The following is a 17,825-nucleotide window of genomic DNA, read 5'->3' as shown; positions in this document are numbered from 1 at the left end:
AATGGACCTGTCGAGCCTGTTGCTATTCATCCCCGCCTGCTTTGCCCTGAACATGGCGCCGGGGCCGAACAACCTGTTGTCGCTGCACAATGCCAGCCGCTACGGCCTGCGCACCGCCTGCGTGGCCGGTGGCGGGCGGATTCTCGCCTTCAGCGGCATGATCGCCCTGGCCGCCATGGGCCTGGCGGTGGTGCTGCACACCAGCGAATACCTGTTCCTGGCAATCAAGGTGGTGGGTGCGGCGTACCTGTTCTACATCGCCTGGCAGCTGTGGCGCGCCCCGGTGGGCGAGGCCGTGATGGCCAGTGATCACCCGCGCGGTACCTGGCGCCTGGCGCGCCAGGAGTTCTGGGTAGCGGCGGGCAACCCGAAAGCGATCCTGATCTTTACCGCTTTCCTGCCCCAGTTCGTAACGGTCGGCAGCGCCACCCCGGTAAGCGAGCAGTTCCTCTGGCTGGGCGTGTTGTTCCTGCTGCTTGAGTGGGCGGCCATCGCCATTTACTCAGGTCTGGGCGCCTACATGCAGCGCTGGTTCAGCCAGCCCGGCCCGCGCCGGCTGTTCAACCGGGTCAGCGCCTCGCTGCTCGGTTGCGCCGGCCTCGGCCTGCTGGCGGCGCGCCGTTAGAAATTGAAGCGCAGGCCCACGTTTGCGGCACTGCTTTCCTGTTGGCGGCTGTCCAGATTGCTCGTGTACTGCACGCCGCCATGCAGGCTCAGCGCCTCGCTGACTTGGACGACCAGGCCGGTTTCCAGCTGCAGCGAGGTGTAGCGGTAATCGGTCTTGATCTTGTCCGCCCCATCGAACGTCAAGGTGTCGCGGCCGCCGTCGCCGTGCCAAAGGTTGAGCTGAGCATAGGGTTGCAGCAGGCGGCCACTGCTGGCGCTGAAGGCACCTTCAAGGCGCACGCCGAGCCGGCCGGTCAGCTCGACCTGAGCGTGGTGGCTGACGTGCGAGATGCTGTCGTTGGCGCTGTCCAGCGAGACTTTCTGGGCAATCAGCTGGGCTTGGGGCTCCAGGGTCCAGCGTTCGGACACGCTGATCGGGTAGCCGGACTCCAGCGATGCGGTCCAGGCGTGGCCGTCGATGTTCAGCTTGTCACCCCGCTCGGAACGGGCGCGGCCATCGAGTTTCGTATACTGCAGCACGCTGTCGAGGTACCAACCTTGCGGGCCAACCAGCGTCCAGTAGCCGCCGACACTGTCGCCATCGAGCTTCAGGTCACCGACGCTGCGGTCTTCTACTGCCAACGCGAAGCCTTTGACATCGGCATCCAGACGGCTGTGGCTGACATACAGGCCCAGATGCTGGCGATAGCCGTTATCGCTGAGCTTGGCATACAGGTCCTGACCCACCTTGAAACCATACAGATTGCCGTCCAGGCTCGGGCTTACGGTGCCGCTCCATTGCTCGCGCAGCGCGCCGCCGTAGGCCTGGCCCCAGCTGGCGGGCAGGGCGCCTTGGCCGGTCAGCAGCTGTTGGTCACCCTGGCGCTGGTGGAAGGTGCCCAGGGCCTGACGGGCAATGATCGCCGCACCCCGTGGGGCTGCGGCATAAACCGGTACTTCTGGTCGATACAAGGGCACGCTGACGCCGGCCACCGGGGCTGGCAGCTCGGCCTGGCCGGGGGCCGGCGCAGCCACGGGCGGGGTCGCTGCGGGCTCGACCGGAGGTTCGCCTGGTGCTTGGGAGGCAGGGGTTGCCACCAGCGTCGAGCGCAGGTACCAGCTGTTTTCGCTGCCAGCGGTCACACCGCCTTTGAACAGCCGGTAGTCGTAGGCACCGACAGAGAGTGTCTGTGTCTGCACAAAGGCCGTGGCGGTGCTGGTGGCGCCATCACGGGCTTCGACGACCTGGATGCCGTTCTGGTGCGTGGCGGCGCCGCTGCCACCCAGGTTGTTGACCTCCAGGCGCGTGCTGCCGCTGATGCTGCCCTGGCTGACCACCAGCCGGTCGGATGCCGCGCCGTCGCCCGCGAGCACGCTGTTCACCCGCAGCAGGCCATTGTCACCTTGGTAGTTGCCATGGATGGTCAGGTGGCCTTGGGCGTCATTGCCCGTCGTCAAGTCGATGGTGCCTGCACTGTGCAGCGTTGCCTTTTGCCCTTCGCTGATGGCGCTGATGGATCCCTGGCGGGATATCAGCGTACTGCTGCCGTCAATGAGCAGGTCACCCGTGCCGCTGCCAGGTTGCTCAGGGGTGCCATCACCAAGGGTCAAGGTATCGTCGAGTGTGAGGCGGCTGTTTTCGAACAGACCGATTGCCTCCCAATTGACATACCGGGCTCCGCCATTGACCTGGCTGTTCTCGAATACCAGGCTGTCATTGCCACGACCTCCGTCCAGTACGGTGACCAATGTGCCGGAGTCGAGGCCAACGATGCTTGCATGGTCATCACCTGGGCCCATATCGACCTTGCCGCCAATGCGGCCGCCTGTCCAGGTGAAGCGGTCGTCGCCGGTGCTGGCCAGTACATTGCCTTTTAACAGGCCGCCGCTGAGGGTGATCTCGTCGGTACCGCCGCTGGTGCTGATGTTGCCACCTATGGTGCCGTCGCTAACAATGATGATGTCATTGTCGAAACCACTGACCAGATTGCCATCGATCCGGGTCTCGATACCAAGGTCCTGGGACATAGCGAAGTAGTTGTCGGCCAGCTTGAGGTCGACCCGGCCAATACGCCCGCCAGCGAAGATCGCGTAGTCGCCGTCCTCGAATGCGACGATGATCCACCCGCCAGCCATGTAGAACTGTCGTAGCCTTGCCCTTGGTTGAGCGATTGCACCCTGCCGCCGGTCATCCTGTAATCGTCGATGGCTGAGGTCTGCACGATCACGCCCAGGTTATCGCCAGGCGAAACCACCAAGGCTTGGGCATGAACGATCAGCGGCAAGGGGAGCAGAGAAAAAACAGCAGGCAGCAGCAGGCGAGGGCAACGCATCGGCAGGTCTCCGTGTCCATTTGAAGGGACCACTACCTGAGTCGGCATCTCTTGTGCCGTTTCGGCCCTGCCTGAGTTGTATGTAATGCGCGAACAAGGGACAACTGGCAAAAATGTCAGGTGGCCTGTAGCTATCAGTCGCGGTAGAAGGTCTGCACCAGGTGGAAGCCGAACTTGCTCTTGATCGGGCCGTGGACCACGCGCAGGGGCTTCTTGAAGATCACCTGGTCGATCGCGCCTACCATCTGCCCGGGGCGGATTTCACCGAGGTCGCCGCCACGTTTGCCCGAAGGGCAGATGGAGAACTTCCTGGCCAGCACATCGAAAGCTTCGCCGTTGGCGATGCGCTGTTTGAGCTTTTCGGCTTCGTCAGCGGTCTTGACCAGGATGTGGCGGGCTTGAGCTTTCATGGGACACCTGTGCTTCGGGGCAAAAAAGGGCGCCATTATGCCTGATCACGCAGCTCCGTGCGGTCACGAAACTGCTCCAGCGCCTGGGGGTTGGCCAGGGCATCGGTATTTTTCACCGGCAGCCCATGCACCACATTGCGGATGGCCAGTTCCACCAGCTTGCCGCTGATGGTGCGCGGGATGTCGCTGACCTGGGCAATCACCGCCGGCACATGGCGTGGCGTGGTGTACTGGCGGATCACCTGGCGAATGCGCTGGCGCAGGGCGTCGTCCAGTTGCAGGCCATCGCGCAGGCGCACAAACAGCACCACGCGCACATCGCCGTGCCAGTCCTGGCCGATGGCCACGCTTTCCAGCACTTCTTCGACCTTTTCCACCTGGCGGTAGATCTCTGCGGTGCCGATCCGCACGCCGCCCGGGTTGAGCACGGCATCGGAGCGGCCATGTATCAGCAGGCCGCCGCTGCTACGCTGCTCGGCGTAGTCGCCCTGTGTCCAGACCCCGGGGAACTGGCTGAAATAGGCGTCGTGGTAGCGGCTGCCGCCGTCGTCATTCCAGAAGCCCAAGGGCATGGAGGGGAAGTTGCGGGTGCAGACCAGCTCGCCTTTTTCATCGAGTACCGGCTGGCCCTGTTCGTTCCACACCTCCACCGCCATGCCCAGGCCCTTGCAGGCCATCTCGCCGCGGCGCACCGGCAGGGTCGGGTTGCCGAGCACGAAGCACGAGACGATATCGGTGCCCCCGGACATCGACGCCAGGCACAGGTCGGCCTTGATCTTGCCGTACACGTAGTCGTAGCTGTGAGGCGACAAGGGCGAGCCGGTGGAGAGGATCAGTTGCAGGCTGTCCAGCCGATGACTGCGCGCAGGCTCCAGCCCTTGCTGCTCCAGCGCGGCCAGGTACTTGGCACTGGTGCCGAAGGCCTGGATGCGTTCGGCGTCGATCAGGTCGAGCAGGCGCTCGGGGCCGGGGTGGAATGGCGAGCCGTCGTACAGCACCAGGGTGGCACCGATGGCCAGGCCGCTGGCCAGCCAGTTCCACATCATCCAGCCACAGGTGGTGTAGTAGAACAGTACGTCGTCGGCCTTCAGGTCGTTGTGCAGGCCGTGTTCCTTGAGGTGCTGCAGCAGCACGCCACCGGCGCGGTGGACGATGCACTTGGGCACACCGGTGGTGCCGCTGGAATAGAGGATGTACAGCGGGTGGTCGAATGGCAGCGAAGCAAATAAAGGTTCGCCACCGGCCTTGTAGAAGTCGTCCCACAGGCTGACCTTGGCGGCGCTGAATTCGGACGCTTGGGTCTGGGGGCGGGTATAAGGCACCACGATCAACTGCTGCAGCCCCGGAAGCTGGGCGCAGACCTGGTTGATCTTGTCGACCTGATCGATCGACTTGCCGGCGTATTGATAACCGGCGCAGACCAACAGCAGTTTCGGTTCGATCTGGCCAAACCGGTCGATGATGCCGTGCAGGCCGAACTCTGGCGAAGACGTCGACCAGACCGCGCCAAGGCTGCTGCAGGCGAGCATCGCCACCAGGGTCTGCCAGGTGTTGGGCATCACGGCGGCGATGCGGTCTCCGGGCTCGATGCCGGCGGCCTTGAACGCCTTCTGCAGGCCCGCGACTTCGGCGGCCAGTCGGGCATGGGTGAAGACTACCCGCTGGCCATCTTCGCGAACAGAAACCAGTGCAGGTCGGTCGTCACGCCGGCGCAGCAGGTGTTCGGCGAAATTCAGGGTGGCGCCGCTGAACCAGCGGGCTTGAGGCATCAGCGCGCCTTCGCTGAGGATCTGGCTGGGCGGGGTGTGCCAGGCCACCTGGAAATAGTCGGCAAGGGTTTGCCAGAAGGCCGCGCGCTGCTCGATGCTCCAGCGGTGCAAGGCCGCATAGTCGTTGAGCTGCAGGTTGTAGCGCAGGTTGACCCGGCGACGGAAGGCATCCATCCGGCTGGCTTCGATCTGCGCCGTGGAGGGGCGCCAGAGCACGTCGTTCATGCCGAACCTCCCGATACTGCTTGAGGTCGAGGGCCCCACGACGAGGCCCTCGGGGTTGTTTATTCCACTTTAGCGCTTTGCACGTCAGGCGACGCCGACCACACGCGATAACGCACTTCGACCCCCTTGGGCACGTACACCACCACCGGCAGCTTGCTGTTGTAGCGCAGCATGAAGCCTTCACCGACCACCGGCACGAAGGCCTGGGTCTTCTTGCCATCCGGGCAGGCCATCAGGGTGCTGGCCGGGCCACCGACCTTGTCCAGGCGGTAGTAGCTGTAGCCCCAGCCTTCCAGGGTGTGCTCTTGCAGGCTGCCGGCCAGGCGCTGGCGGTTGCAGTCCACTTGCAGCGTCTTGCCCGCCAGGATTTCCAGCTTGTGGGCCGATTCATCGGTTTGCGCCGGCAGGTGGATGACCTGCCGGGTAAAGCCTTTTTCCGCCTCGGGATAGGGCGCGACGTCCTTGAGGCTGGCAGCCATCGCCGGAGCGACGGCGGCCAGGGTCAGGGCAAAGATCGCGGTCATTGGGTTAGGGCGCATAGGGCCTCCTTGCAGATGAACGAGTGCAAGACCGTTGCCAGGCCCAGGCCGCCCGTCATTGGGCCAACCAGCCACCATCGACGTTCCAGGCGGCTCCGCGAACCTGGCTACCGGCCTCGCTGCACAAGAATAGTACCAGCTCACCGAGGTGCTCGGGCGTGACGAAGGCCAGCGAGGGTTGTTTCTCGGCCAGCAGATCGTGCCGTGCTTGCTGTGGGTCGACGCCGTTGGCGGCACGATCGTCGATCTGTTTCTGCACCAGCGGGGTCAGCACCCAGCCTGGGCAGATGGCATTGCAGGTGACGTTGCTGGTGGCGGTTTCCAGCCCCACCACCTTGGTCAACCCGACCACACCGTGCTTGGCCGCCACATAGGCCGCCTTGCCGGTGGAACCGACCAGCCCGTGCACCGAAGCGATATTGATGATCCGCCCCCAGTTGCGCGCGCGCATGCCCGGCAGGGCCAGGCGGGTGCCATGGAACACGGCCGAGAGGTTGAGGGCGATGATCTTGTCCCAGCTCTCCAGCGGGAACTGCTCCACCGGCGCCACGTGCTGGATGCCGGCGTTGCTGACCAGGATGTCGACACCGCCGAACTCGCGCTCGGCCATCGCGAACAGCGCTTCGATCTGCGCCACCTCGGCCAGGTCCGCCGGGTGGTGGGCAACCTTGACGCCATGGCTGGCGATTTGCGCCAGTGCCGCCGCCGGGTCGCCGAAGCCATTGAGCAGGATGTTGGCACCGGCGCGGGCCAGCACCTGGGCGATGCCCAAGCCGATGCCGCTGGTGGAGCCGGTGACGAGTGCAGTCTTGCCTTTCAAAGTCATGCAGAAACTCCTTAGACGATGCCGGTGGCGTAGAAGGTGGCGATGACCACGAATACCGCCAGGGTCTTGATCAGGGTAATACCGAAAATGTCCTTGTAGGCTTCGCGGTGGGTCAGCCCGGTCACCGCCAGCAAGGTGATCACCGCGCCGTTGTGCGGCAGGGTGTCCATGCCGCCGCTGGCCATCGCGGCCACCCGGTGCAGCACTTCGAGGGGAATGTTGGCGGCGTGGGCCGCGGCGATGAAGCTGTCACTCATGGCCGCCAGGGCGATGCTCATGCCACCTGAGGCGGAGCCGGTGATGCCGGCCAGCAGGGTCACGGTGATCGCTTCGTTGACCAACGGATTGGGAATGCCGCGCAAGGCATCAGCCAGTACCAGAAAACCTGGCAGCGAGGCGATCACCGCGCCAAAACCGTACTCGGACGCAGTGTTCATGGCCGCCAGCAGGGCGCCGCCGACCGCGCTCTTGGTGCCCTCGGCCAGGCGTTCGCGGATCACCCCGAAGGCGCACACCAGCACCATCAGGATGCCTACCAGCAGCGCGGCCTGCACCGCCCAGATTGCCGTGAGCTTGGCCACGTCACTGTTTACCGGCGCGCTCATGCCGGGCAACTGTAGGGTGTGGCTGGTGCCGTACCACTGCGGGATCCAGTGGGTGAACAGCAGGTTCATCACGCCCACCAGCACCAGCGGCGACAGGGCCAGCCAGGGGTTGGGCAGGGCCAGGTCGGCAGCCGTCTCAGGCTCGTTGCGCAGGTTGCTGCCGTAGCCTTCACCCGCTCGCTGAGCCTTGTTGCGTTGGCGCTGCAGGTAAAGCATGCCGCTGCAGAACACGAACAGCGTGCCGATCAGGCCCAGCCATGGCGCGGCCCAGGCGGTGGTGTTGAAGAAGGTGCTGGGGATGATGTTCTGGATCTGCGGGGTGCCGGGCAAGGCATCCATGGTGAACGAGAACGCGCCCAGGGCGATGGTCGCCGGGATCAGGCGTTTGGGGATGTCGCTCTGGCGGAACATCTCGGCGGCGAACGGATACACCGCGAACACCACCACGAACAACGACACACCACCGTAGGTGAGCAGGGCGCAGACCAGCACGATGACCAGCATCGCCTGGCGGGTACCGAGCAGGCGGATGGCGGCGGCGACGATCGAGCGCGAGAAGCCCGACAGTTCGATGAGTTTGCCGAACACCGCGCCGAGCAGGAACACCGGGAAGTACAGCTTGATGAAGCCGACCATTTTTTCCATGAACACCCCGGTGAACGCGGGGGCCACGGCGGCCGGGTCGGTGAGCAGGACGGCGCCGAGGGCGGCGATCGGGGCGAAGAGGATTACGCTGTAACCGCGGTAGGCGGCCAGCATCAGCAGGGCCAAGGCGGCGAGGGCGATGAGCACGGTCATCGGGGTGGATCTCCTGGGTGAGTCTTGTTGTTATGGGTGACCGGGAGATAGCGGGAATCGTGCCAAATCTGTAACTGGTTGAATTTAAAGGAATTATTAAGTTTGGTGATGAGCGGTGTCTACATTTTGAGATTGCACGGGGCTGCTTTGCAGCCCATCGCGGCTGAAGCCGCTCCTACAGGAGACCGCGATACCCCTGTAGGAGCGGCTTCAGCCGCGATCGAGGGCGTAGCCCTCGCAATAATCTCCAAACGGAAACAAAATTCTCTAATCAGAGACCAAGGGCTACCATTTTCTTGTACAAGGTCGAGCGCCCCAACCCCAGCGCCTTGGCAGCTTCCGGCACATTCCCCGCCTGTTCGGCCAACGCCCCGGCAATCAGCTGCCGCTCGAACTGTTCACACGCCTCACGATAGCTCATCCGCTGTTCCTGACCCGCAACCGGGCTCAACGGCCCCAGCGCCGCCGTCAGCTCGGCTACGCCCAGGCGTGGCTGGTCAGTCAGCAATGTCGCCCGCTCCAGCACATTGCGCAGCTCGCGAATGTTCCCCGGCCACGCGTGCCGCGCCAACAAGGCCAGGGCATCGAGCTCCAGCTCGTACTGGCTGCCCAGTTCGGCCAGGATCGCTTCGCACAACGCCGGCAGGTCCTCGATCCGCTCGCGCAGCGGCGGTACCGCGATCGGCAGCACATTCAGCCGGTAGTACAGGTCGGCACGGAACGCCCCCCGAGCCATGGCGGCCTGCAGGTCGATGGAGGTAGCGGCAATGATGCGCACATCGCTGCGCAGCATCTGGTTCGAGCCGACCGGTTCGTACTCCTTTTCCTGCAGCACACGCAGCAGCTTGCTCTGCAGCGCCAGGGGCATGTCACCGATTTCGTCGAGGAACAACGTGCCGCCCTCGGCCAGTTGCAGCTTGCCGCTGCGGCCCTTGCGGTCGGCACCGGTAAAGGCGCCGGGCGCGGTGCCGAAGAATTCGGCCTCCAGCAAGGTCTCGGGGATCGCTGCGCTGTTGATGCTGACGAAGGCCTTGTGTGCCCGCGCGGAGGCGGCGTGGATGGCATGGGCCAGCAGCTCTTTGCCGGTGCCGGTTTCGCCCAGCAGCAGCACCGGCGAATCGCTGCCCGCACCGCGCCGCGCGCGGCGCTTGGCCTCGAGGCTGGCCGGGCTGCTGCCGACGAACTGGGCGAAGCTGTATTTGGCCTGGCGTGCGCGCAATTGCGAACGGGTGCTGGCCAGTTCCTGCTGCATGCTCGAATAGCGCTTGAGCAGGGGCGACAGGCTGCGCAGCTCTTCGAACAGGGCAAAGCCGATGGCGCCGATCAGTGCACCCTGGGCATCGTGGATCGGCAGGCGCATCACCACTAGCGGCTCGTTGGGGGTGTCGAGCATGTCCAGCAGGATTGGCCGGCCATTGCTCACCACCTGACGCATCAGGCTGCCCGGGATGACCGCCTCGCAGGGCTGGCCGATTGCGCTGGCGGCGTCGGTGAGGCCAAAACGCCTGGCGTAGCGCTCGTTCATCCAGACGATGCGAGCGTCGCGGTCGACGATCACCGTGCCTTCGCTGGACTGCTCGATGATCTCGAACAGCGAGCGGATCGCCAGTTGCCGTACCTGGGGGTAGTCCTTGAGGCTGTCGCTGTCGTGCATCTTCTTCTACCTGAATCTTGTGGGTGCAGGCCCGGCCTTTTCGCGGGCAAGCCCGCTCCCACAGGTATTCCACACTTTTCAGCTTTGTGGCGATCCTGTGGGAGCGGGCTTGCCCGCGAAGAGGCCGGGCCTGAAAACCTATCCTCTGGGGTCGAACGCTTCGCGCAGGGCATCCCCGATGAACACCAGCAGCGACAGGATCACCGCCAGTGCAAAAAACGCGGTAAAGCCCAGCCAGGGCGCCTCCAGATGCTGCTTGCCCTGAGTCACCAGCTCGCCCAGCGAGGCACTGCCGGCGGGCATGCCGAAGCCAAGAAAGTCCAGAGCGGTCAAGGTGGTGATCGCCCCGGTCAGCATGAAGGGAACATAGGTCAGCGTCGCATTCATCGCGTTGGGCAGCACGTGGCGCAGCATCACCTGGGTATCCGGCAACCCCAATGCTCGGGCCGCCTTCACGTACTCCAGGTTGCGCCCACGGAGAAACTCGGCGCGCACCACATCCACCAGGGTCAACCACGAAAACAGCGCCATGATCCCCAGCAGCCACCAGAAGTCCGGCTCGACGAAGCCGCTGAGGATGATCAGCAGGTACAGCACCGGAAGCCCCGACCACACCTCCAGCAGGCGTTGCCCGAACAGGTCCACCCAGCCGCCGTAATAGCCTTGCAGCGCGCCGGCGCCAACACCGATCAGCACGCTGATCAGCGTCAGGGCAAAGGCGAACAACAGCGAGGTGCGGGTGCCATACAGCACCCGCGCCAGCACGTCGCGGCCCTGGTCGTCGGTGCCCAGCCAGTTGCTCGCGCTGGGTGGGCTGGGGGTGGGCACCAGCAGGTCGTAGTTGGGGGTGTCGGCGCTGAACGGGATGGGGGCGAACAGCATCCAGCCGCCCTGGCCCTCGATCAGCTGGCGCACATAGGCGCTGCGGTAGTCTGGCTGGAACGGCAGTTGGCCACCGAACTGCTGTTCGCTGTAGCGCTTGAGCGCCGGCATGTACAAGTCGCCTTTGTAGCTCAGCAGCAGGGGTTTGTCGTTGGCCACCAGTTCGGCGCAAAGGCTCAGCAGCAGCACGCCGGCAAACAGCCACAGCGACACCCAGCCCAGGCGGTTGCGGCGAAAGCGCAGCAGGCGACGACGCGAGACTGGCGACAGCATCAGTGTGCCCTCGAGTCGAAGTCGATGCGCGGATCGAGCACGGTGAAGGCCAGGTCACCGATCAGGCGGAACAGCAGGCCGGCCAGGGTGAAGATGAACAGCGTGCCGAACACCACCGGGTAATCGCGTGACACGGCCGCCTCGTAGCTCAGGCGGCCAAGGCCGTCGAGGGAGAAGATCACCTCGATCAGCAAGGAGCCTGCGAAAAACACGGTGATCAACGCCTGCGGCAGCCCGGCCAGCACCAGCAGCATGGCGTTGCGCAGCACGTGCCCATACAGCACGCGGCGTTCGCTGAGGCCCTTGGCGCGGGCGGTGACCACGTACTGGCGGGAGATTTCATCGAGGAAGGCGTTCTTGGTCAGCAGGGTGAGGGTGGCAAAGCCACCGATCACCAGGGCGCCGACGGGCAGTACCAGGTGCCAGAAGTAGTCGGCGACCTTGCCCAGCAGGCTGAGCTGGTCGAAGTCGTCCGAGACCAGGCCACGTACCGGGAACCAGTTCAGCGAAGTGCCACCGGCGAACAATACGATCAGCAGCAAGGCGAACAGGAACGAGGGCAGGGCATAGCCGACCACGATCAGCGCGCTGCTCCAGGCATCGAAGCGGCTGCCATGGCGCACCGCCTTGCGGATGCCCAGCGGGATCGACACCAGGTAGGTGATCAGCGTGGCCCAGAAGCCCAGCGACAGGGTCACCGGCAGCTTGTCGAGGATCAGGTCGGTGACCTTGGCGCCGCGGAAAAAACTCTGGCCGAAGTCCAGCCGGGCGTACTGGCCGAGCATCAGCCACAGGCGCTCTGGCGCTGTCTTGTCGAAGCCGTACTGGCGTTTGATCTCCTCGATCAGCTTCGGGTCCAGACCGCGGGTGGCACGGGATTCGCCGTGTACCACCTCTACCCGCGAGCCGGGCGCGCCACCGCCGAGGCCCTGCAACCGCGCCACGGCCTGCTCGACCGGGCCACCGGGGGCGGCCTGGACGATGGCGAAGTTGACCAGCAGGATCGCCAGCAAGGTCGGGATGATCAGCAGCAGGCGCCGCAGGATGTAGCTGGTCATGGCTTGGCCTTCTGTCGTTCGGCCATCTGCGCGTTGGTCAGCGCCGTCGGGCTGATTTCCCACCAGCTGTCCAGGCCTTCGTCATAGGCGGGCTGGGTTTTCGGCAGGCCAAAGCGGTTCCACCACACCGTCGAGCTGCCCGGCGGGTAATAGTTGGGGATCCAGTAGTAGTTCCATTGCAGCACCCGGTCCAGTGCATGGGCGTGGTGCAGCATGTCGGCCTGGGTGTCGGCGCGTACCAGGCCGTCGATCAGCTGGTCCACCACCGGGTCCTTGAGCACCATCAGGTTGTTCGAACCTGGGTCGTTGGCGGCGGCCGAACCAAAGTAGTTGTACAGCTCGGCGCCCGGCGACAGGGTGACCGAATAGCCGGTGACGATCATGTCGTAGTCGCGGGCCATCAGCCGGTTCACATACTGCGCCGAGTCGACGTTGCGGATGTTCAAGGTGATGCCGATCTGTGCCAGGTTGCGCTTCCACGGCAGCAGCAAACGCTCCATGCCGGACTGGCCGTTGAGGAAGGTGAATGCCAGCGGCTCGCCCTGGGCATTGACCAGGCGATCGCCATCGGGGTGCCAGCCGGCCTGTTGCAACAAGGCCAGCGCCTGCAGTTGTTGCGGGCGGATGATGCCCGAGCCATCGGTGACCGGCGCGGTGAAGACTTGGTTGAAGACTTCGTCCGGCACCCGACCGCGCAGCGGTTCGAGCAGCTTGAGCTCGCCTGCATCCGGCAGCGCGCGGGCGGCCAATGCCGTGTTGGAGAACACGCTCTGCTGGCGGATGTACATGTTGCGCATCATCTGCCGGTTGCTCCACTCGAAGTCCCAGAGCATGGCCAGCGCCTGACGCACACGGCGGTCCTTGAACTGTGGCCTGTCCAGGTTGAACACGAAGCCCTGGGCCGCCTGCGGCTTGGCCGGGCCGAGGTGCGCGCGCTGCAGGCGGCCATCGTCCAGCTGTGCGCCGTTGTAGCCCAGGGTGTAGGCGGTGGCGGAAAACTCGCGGTTGTAGTCGTAGCCGCCACCCTTGAGCACCTGACGCGCCACTTCGGTGTCGCCGAAGTATTCGATGCGGATGTGTTCGAAGTTGTAGCGCCCGCGATTGACCGGCAGGTCCTTGGCCCACCAGTTCGGGTCGCGTTCGAAGGTGATGCTGCGGCCGTTGTCGATGCGCCCAATGCGATACGGGCCGCTGCCGACCGGCTTGTCGAAGCCGGCGCCGTTGACGAAGTCGCGGTTGGCCCAGTCGTGCTCGGGCAGTACTGGCAGGCTGGCCAGGTCCAGGGCCAGGGTACGGCCGTGGGGCTGCTTGAAGTCGAAGCGTACCTGGCGCGGGCCTTCGACCGTGACCCCGGCGACATCGGCGAACTGGGTGCGGTACTTGAGGCTGCCTTCGGCCATCAGCTTGTCGAAGCTGAAGCGCACATCTTCGGCGCGCACCGGCTTGCCATCGGCGAAGGTTGCCTTGGGGTCGATCTCGAAGCGCAGCCAGGCGTCATCCGGGCCACGTTCCATGCGCCGGGCAATCAGGCCGTAGACGGTATAAGGCTCGTCGAACGAGCGTTGCGCCAGGGGCGCGTACAGCCAGCCATCGACTTCGCTGACGCCGATGCCTTTGTCGATGTACGGCAGGATATGGTCGAACTGGCCGATCTCGATGGCCGAGCGGCGCATCAGGCCACCTTTGGGGGCGTCGGGGTTGACGTAGTCGAAGTGGCGGAAGCTTTCGCCGTAGCGGGGGGCTTCGCCGTAAACAGTCAAAGCGTGAGTAGGTGCGGCCTGGGCCAGCCAGCCCATGCACAGCATCCAGACCCCCAGAAGGACCTGTGGGAGCGGGCTTGCCCGCGAATAGGTCCGCCCAGTCAACCGTGCTGACTGCTCAGGCCTATTCGCGGGCAAGCCCGCTCCCACAGGGATAATCATCGGATGCGATGACTTAGTCCTGGCGGCTGGTCACTTCCAGCAGGTGGTAGCCGAACTGGGTCTTCACCGGGCCCTGTACGGTGTTGACCGGGGCGCTGAACACCACGGTGTCGAATTCCTTGACCATCTGGCCTGGGCCGAACGAGCCCAGGTCACCGCCCTGGCGGCTGGACGGGCAGGTGGAGTTGGCCTTGGCGATTTCAGCGAAGTCGGCACCGGCTTCGATCTGGGCTTTGAGTTCGTTGCACTTCTCTTCGCTGGCAACGAGGATGTGACGGGCGGTGGCGCGTGCCATGGGTACTACTCCTTGGGGGGTGAAAACGGCAAGCCTAGCGCACTTGATCGGGTCATGTCTCGCCAGGCTTGCTGTAGGCACTTCACATACGTGCAGCGGCCTCGCGCAGCAGGGCTTCGGTCGCGCTCCAGCCCAGGCAGCCATCGGTGATCGACACGCCGTATTTCAGCGCGCCCTTGCCCAGGGCCTGGCAACCGTCGAACAGGTGGCCTTCGAGCATGACCCCGACAATCGAGCGGTCACCGGCCAGGCGTTGGGCCAGCACGTCCTCGAATACCGCTGGCTGGCGGGCAGGGTCCTTGCCGCTGTTGGCATGGCTGCAGTCGACCATGATGCGGGCCTGCAAGCCGGCCTTGGCCAAGCCCTGACGGGCCTGGGCGATGCTGTTGGCATCGTAGTTCGGGCCCTTGTGGCCGCCGCGCAGCACCAGGTGGGTGTCCGGGTTGCCCAGGGTTTCGATGATTGCCGGGTAGCCCTGCGCATCCATGCCGAAGTGGCGGTGTGGCGCCGCAGCGCTGCGCATGGCGTCACAGGCGATGCCGACGCCGCCGTCGGTGCCATTCTTGAAGCCCACCGGCAGTTCCAGGCCGCTGACCATTTCCCGGTGAACCTGCGATTCGGTGGTGCGGGCGCCAATCGCCGCCCAGCCCAGCAGGTCGTCGAAGTAGCCGGCGGCCATCGGTTGCAGCAACTCGGTGGCGATCGGCAGGCCGCGTTCGATCATGCTCAGCATCAAGCCACGGGACAGGGCGATGCCGGCATGCATGTCGTCGCTGCCGTCCAGGTGCGGGTCGTAGGCCAGGCCTTTCCAGCCCACCGTGGTGCGGGGTTTTTCCACGTAGGCGCGCATCACCAGCAGCAGCTTGTCATCGACGTCACGGCTTAGGGCGGCCAGGCGGTCGGCGTATTCCAGGGCCGAGCGGGGGTCGTGGATCGAGCAGGGGCCAACGACTACCAGCAGGCGCTCATCGCGGCCTTCGAGGATGGCGCGGATGGCCTGGCGGTGGCTATGGACCTGGTGGGCGAGTTCGCTGGACAGCGGCATCTGCTGCTTGAGCAGGTGCGGGCTGGGCAGGCGCTGGCTGACGGTGGTGTTGGCAGCGTGCGGTTGGGTCAGGGGCAGAGCGAGGTTCGAGGCTTGCATGGCGTATGTTCCCTGGGCGGACGGCGGGTTCTGGCCCGCGCGGTCGGCCCTATCGAGGTGTTCGACTATTCGTTGATTGATTGTCTGCAGCATTGCCACCGGAGAGGGACCGATCGGAGGCGGCAGGCTGGCCCGAACGGGATTGGCTAAATCGCCAGGCATAGGTGTTTGCGGAGTAATAAGTGGCGTAGTTCATGAATCTGTCCTCAATATGAATCGGTAAAAGTGCAATGGCCTGAAAAGCAAAACCCCCGGTCGGGGAGCCGACCGGGGGTTTGAGTATTCTCATGTTCGGCGGCCCCTCGAAGGTGGGCGCCGTGGGGGTATCGGCGCCTAGTGGCTAAACCAATACCCAAAGTAATAGCTGGCAGCAGCCTTGCAGCCGGCAACGGCCAGCACAGGGCGCAGGGTGCGACCGGTGTGGTTGGCGTGGTTGCGGGTGTTGTTCGGCATGTTGCTCTCCAGTGAATGAGCCCGAGCTTACTTCAAGCGATGCGCGCTGTTCAATGGATAAATGCTATCGCGCCGATATTTGCACAAAACGGATAGCACTCTGCACGCGATGGATATTGCCGCCCCAGGGCAACCCCTAACCTGACCCGGTCTGAACAATAACAATGGAGACCCTGGCCATGTCCCTGGGATTCGACTACCTCAATGCCATGCTTGAGGACGACCGTGAAACCGGCGTCTATCGCTGCAAACGCGAGATGTTCACTGACCCGCGCCTGTTCGACCTGGAGATGAAGCACATCTTCGAGGGCAACTGGATCTACCTGGCCCACGAAAGCCAGATCCCCGAAAAGAACGACTTCCTCACCCTGACCATGGGGCGCCAGCCGATCTTCATCGCGCGCAACAAGGACGGGGAGCTCAATGCCTTCCTCAATGCCTGCAGTCACCGCGGCGCCATGCTGTGCCGGCATAAGCGCGGCAACCGCGCCAGCTACACCTGCCCGTTCCACGGTTGGACCTTCAACAACAGCGGCAAGCTGCTCAAGGTCAAAGACCCGAGCAATGCCGGCTACCCCGACAGCTTCAACTGCGACGGCTCCCACGACCTGACCAAGGTCGCCCGTTTCGAGTCGTACCGTGGCTTCCTGTTCGGCAGCCTGAATGCCGACGTCAAGCCGCTGGTCGAGCACCTCGGCGAGTCGGCGAAGATCATCGACATGATCGTCGACCAGTCCCCCGAAGGCCTGGAGGTACTGCGCGGTGCCAGCTCGTACATCTACGAGGGCAACTGGAAACTCACCGCCGAGAACGGCGCCGACGGCTACCACGTCAGCTCCGTGCACTGGAACTACGCCGCCACCCAGAACCAGCGCAAGCAGCGCGAAGCGGGTGACGAGATCAAGACCATGAGCGCCGGCGCCTGGGCCAAGCAGGGGGGTGGCTTCTATTCCTTCGACCACGGCCACCTGCTGCTGTGGACCCGTTGGGCCAACCCCGAAGACCGCCCAGCCTTCGAGCGCCGCGACCAGCTGGCCGCCGACTTCGGCCAGGCCCGCGCCGACTGGATGATCGAGAACTCGCGCAACCTGTGCCTGTACCCCAACGTCTACCTGATGGACCAGTTCAGCTCGCAGATCCGCATCGCCCGGCCGATTTCGGTGAACAAGACCGAAATCACCATCTACTGCATCGCGCCGAAGGGCGAGAGTGCCGATGCCCGGGCCAAGCGCATCCGCCAGTACGAAGACTTCTTCAACGTCAGTGGCATGGCCACCCCGGATGACCTGGAAGAGTTCCGTTCGTGCCAGACCGGCTACGGCGGCGGCACCGGCTGGAACGACATGTCCCGTGGCGCGCAGCACTGGGTCGAAGGCGCCGATGAGGCCGCCAAGGAAATCGAACTCAAGCCGCTGCTGTCGGGCGTGCGCACCGAGGACGAAGGCTTGTTCGTGCTGCAGCACAAGTACTGGCAGGACACCATGATCAAAGCCCTCGAACAGGAACAGCAACTGATCCCCGTGGAGGCCGTGCAATGAGCCTGCATGACACCGTGCGCGACTTCCTGTACCGCGAGGCGCGCTACCTGGACGATGCCCAGTGGGACCAGTGGCTGGAACTGTACGCCAGCGACGCAACCTTCTGGATGCCGTCCTGGGACGATGACGACACCCTGACCGAAGACCCACAGAGCGAAATCTCGCTGATCTGGTATGGCAACCGTGGCGGCCTCGAAGACCGCGTGTTCCGCATCAAGACCGAGCGCTCCAGTGCGACCGTGCCGGACACCCGCACCTCGCACAACATCAGCAACATCGAGATTGTCGAGCAGGGCGAAGGCAGCTGCCAGGTGCGCTTCAACTGGCACACCCTGAGCTTTCGCTACAAGACCACCGACAGCTACTTCGGTACCAGCTTCTACACCCTCGACCTGCGCGGCGAGCAGCCGCTGATCAAGGCCAAGAAGGTGGTGCTGAAGAACGACTACGTGCGTCAGGTCATCGACATCTACCACATCTGATACGAGGTAACGC

The 17,825-nt window shown here is 64.4% G+C and carries 14 protein-coding genes and 1 pseudogene; 3 read left to right on the top strand and 12 right to left on the bottom strand.

Translation table 11 applies throughout. The annotated features are described in order from the left end of the window. Nucleotide 1: 1 nt before the first annotated feature. On the top strand, nt 2-625 hold the full coding sequence (locus OCX61_RS14045) for a LysE family translocator (RefSeq protein WP_261940031.1): 624 nt from the start codon (nt 2-4) through the stop codon (nt 623-625). On the opposite strand, the pseudogene OCX61_RS14040 reads toward OCX61_RS14045, so the two are convergent. The 12 genes and pseudogenes from OCX61_RS14040 to OCX61_RS13985 all read right to left on the bottom strand — a co-directional run bounded on the left by OCX61_RS14040 (nt 622) and on the right by OCX61_RS13985 (nt 15,339). Next, a pseudogene (locus OCX61_RS14040) lies at nt 622-2,939 on the bottom strand (autotransporter family protein). The gene OCX61_RS14045 and the pseudogene OCX61_RS14040 overlap by 4 nt on opposite strands. 134 nt (nt 2,940-3,073) lie before the next feature. After that, entirely contained in the window at nt 3,074-3,349 is a 276-nt protein-coding gene (locus OCX61_RS14035) for a peptidylprolyl isomerase (protein WP_261940030.1), read from the bottom strand. Nucleotides 3,350-3,384: 35 nt separating this feature from the next. Continuing rightward, on the bottom strand, nt 3,385-5,343 hold the full coding sequence (locus tag OCX61_RS14030) for an acetoacetate--CoA ligase (protein ID WP_261940029.1): 1,959 nt from the start codon (nt 5,341-5,343) through the stop codon (nt 3,385-3,387). A 59-nt stretch (nt 5,344-5,402) separates the two neighbouring features. Then, complete coding sequence (eco, locus tag OCX61_RS14025) at nt 5,403-5,882, bottom strand: serine protease inhibitor ecotin (RefSeq protein ID WP_261940028.1); 480 nt, start codon at nt 5,880-5,882, stop codon at nt 5,403-5,405. Between the two features lie 55 nt (nt 5,883-5,937). Then, entirely contained in the window at nt 5,938-6,708 is a 771-nt protein-coding gene (hbdH, locus tag OCX61_RS14020) for a 3-hydroxybutyrate dehydrogenase (protein ID WP_261940027.1), read from the bottom strand. Nucleotides 6,709-6,719: 11 nt separating this feature from the next. Beyond that, nucleotides 6,720-8,111, bottom strand: a complete 1,392-nt coding sequence (locus tag OCX61_RS14015; protein WP_261940026.1) for a GntP family permease — start codon at nt 8,109-8,111, stop codon at nt 6,720-6,722. A gap of 271 nt (nt 8,112-8,382) precedes the next feature. Further along, nucleotides 8,383-9,765 (bottom strand): sigma-54 interaction domain-containing protein, encoded by a 1,383-nt coding sequence (locus tag OCX61_RS14010; RefSeq protein ID WP_261940025.1) that lies wholly within the window; start codon nt 9,763-9,765, stop codon nt 8,383-8,385. Between the two features lie 138 nt (nt 9,766-9,903). Next, nucleotides 9,904-10,920: an ABC transporter permease gene (locus OCX61_RS14005; RefSeq protein WP_261940024.1), complete on the bottom strand. Its 1,017-nt coding sequence runs from the start codon at nt 10,918-10,920 to the stop codon at nt 9,904-9,906. Next, nucleotides 10,920-11,978 (bottom strand): microcin C ABC transporter permease YejB, encoded by a 1,059-nt coding sequence (locus OCX61_RS14000; protein WP_261940023.1) that lies wholly within the window; start codon nt 11,976-11,978, stop codon nt 10,920-10,922. The genes OCX61_RS14005 and OCX61_RS14000 overlap by 1 nt, the downstream gene beginning before the upstream one ends. Further along, entirely contained in the window at nt 11,975-13,900 is a 1,926-nt protein-coding gene (locus OCX61_RS13995) for an extracellular solute-binding protein (RefSeq protein WP_261940022.1), read from the bottom strand. The genes OCX61_RS14000 and OCX61_RS13995 overlap by 4 nt, the downstream gene beginning before the upstream one ends. A 13-nt stretch (nt 13,901-13,913) precedes the next feature. Further along, nucleotides 13,914-14,195 (bottom strand): peptidylprolyl isomerase, encoded by a 282-nt coding sequence (locus OCX61_RS13990; RefSeq protein WP_261940021.1) that lies wholly within the window; start codon nt 14,193-14,195, stop codon nt 13,914-13,916. An 82-nt stretch (nt 14,196-14,277) separates the two neighbouring features. Further along, the gene (locus tag OCX61_RS13985; RefSeq protein WP_261940020.1) at nt 14,278-15,339 is read right to left on the bottom strand and encodes a 3-deoxy-7-phosphoheptulonate synthase; all 1,062 of its coding nucleotides are present in this window, start codon (nt 15,337-15,339) and stop codon (nt 14,278-14,280) included. Between the two features lie 632 nt (nt 15,340-15,971). Here OCX61_RS13985 and benA point away from each other — a divergent pair. Further along, a complete protein-coding gene (benA, locus tag OCX61_RS13980) occupies nt 15,972-17,330 on the top strand; it encodes a benzoate 1,2-dioxygenase large subunit (protein ID WP_085678369.1) in 1,359 nt (452 codons plus the stop codon). Continuing rightward, nucleotides 17,327-17,812 carry a benzoate 1,2-dioxygenase small subunit gene (benB, locus tag OCX61_RS13975; protein ID WP_261940019.1) on the top strand — a complete coding sequence of 162 codons (486 nt, stop codon included), beginning with the start codon at nt 17,327-17,329 and terminating at the stop codon, nt 17,810-17,812. The genes benA and benB overlap by 4 nt, the downstream gene beginning before the upstream one ends. Nucleotides 17,813-17,825: the final 13 nt, after the last annotated feature.

This window comes from Pseudomonas sp. LRP2-20 (assembly GCF_024349685.1).
Classification (GTDB): Bacteria; Pseudomonadota; Gammaproteobacteria; order Pseudomonadales; family Pseudomonadaceae; genus Aquipseudomonas.
The sequence above is the reverse complement of the archived record's forward strand: the minus strand, read 5'-3'. Positions and strand labels throughout refer to the sequence as shown.

Coding starts and splice junctions, on each gene's coding strand:
- OCX61_RS13995 (WP_261940022.1), bottom strand. CDS start 13,900: ATGATTATCCCTGTGGGAGCGGGCTTGCCCGCGAATAGGCCTGAGCAG.
- OCX61_RS13990 (WP_261940021.1), bottom strand. CDS start 14,195: ATGGCACGCGCCACCGCCCGTCACATCCTCGTTGCCAGCGAAGAGAAG.
- OCX61_RS13985 (WP_261940020.1), bottom strand. CDS start 15,339: ATGCAAGCCTCGAACCTCGCTCTGCCCCTGACCCAACCGCACGCTGCC.
- benB (WP_261940019.1), top strand. CDS start 17,327: ATGAGCCTGCATGACACCGTGCGCGACTTCCTGTACCGCGAGGCGCGC.
- OCX61_RS14030 (WP_261940029.1), bottom strand. CDS start 5,343: ATGAACGACGTGCTCTGGCGCCCCTCCACGGCGCAGATCGAAGCCAGC.
- OCX61_RS14045 (WP_261940031.1), top strand. CDS start 2: ATGGACCTGTCGAGCCTGTTGCTATTCATCCCCGCCTGCTTTGCCCTG.
- OCX61_RS14035 (WP_261940030.1), bottom strand. CDS start 3,349: ATGAAAGCTCAAGCCCGCCACATCCTGGTCAAGACCGCTGACGAAGCC.
- benA (WP_085678369.1), top strand. CDS start 15,972: ATGTCCCTGGGATTCGACTACCTCAATGCCATGCTTGAGGACGACCGT.
- eco (WP_261940028.1), bottom strand. CDS start 5,882: ATGCGCCCTAACCCAATGACCGCGATCTTTGCCCTGACCCTGGCCGCC.
- hbdH (WP_261940027.1), bottom strand. CDS start 6,708: ATGACTTTGAAAGGCAAGACTGCACTCGTCACCGGCTCCACCAGCGGC.
- OCX61_RS14015 (WP_261940026.1), bottom strand. CDS start 8,111: ATGACCGTGCTCATCGCCCTCGCCGCCTTGGCCCTGCTGATGCTGGCC.
- OCX61_RS14000 (WP_261940023.1), bottom strand. CDS start 11,978: ATGACCAGCTACATCCTGCGGCGCCTGCTGCTGATCATCCCGACCTTG.
- OCX61_RS14010 (WP_261940025.1), bottom strand. CDS start 9,765: ATGCACGACAGCGACAGCCTCAAGGACTACCCCCAGGTACGGCAACTG.
- OCX61_RS14005 (WP_261940024.1), bottom strand. CDS start 10,920: ATGCTGTCGCCAGTCTCGCGTCGTCGCCTGCTGCGCTTTCGCCGCAAC.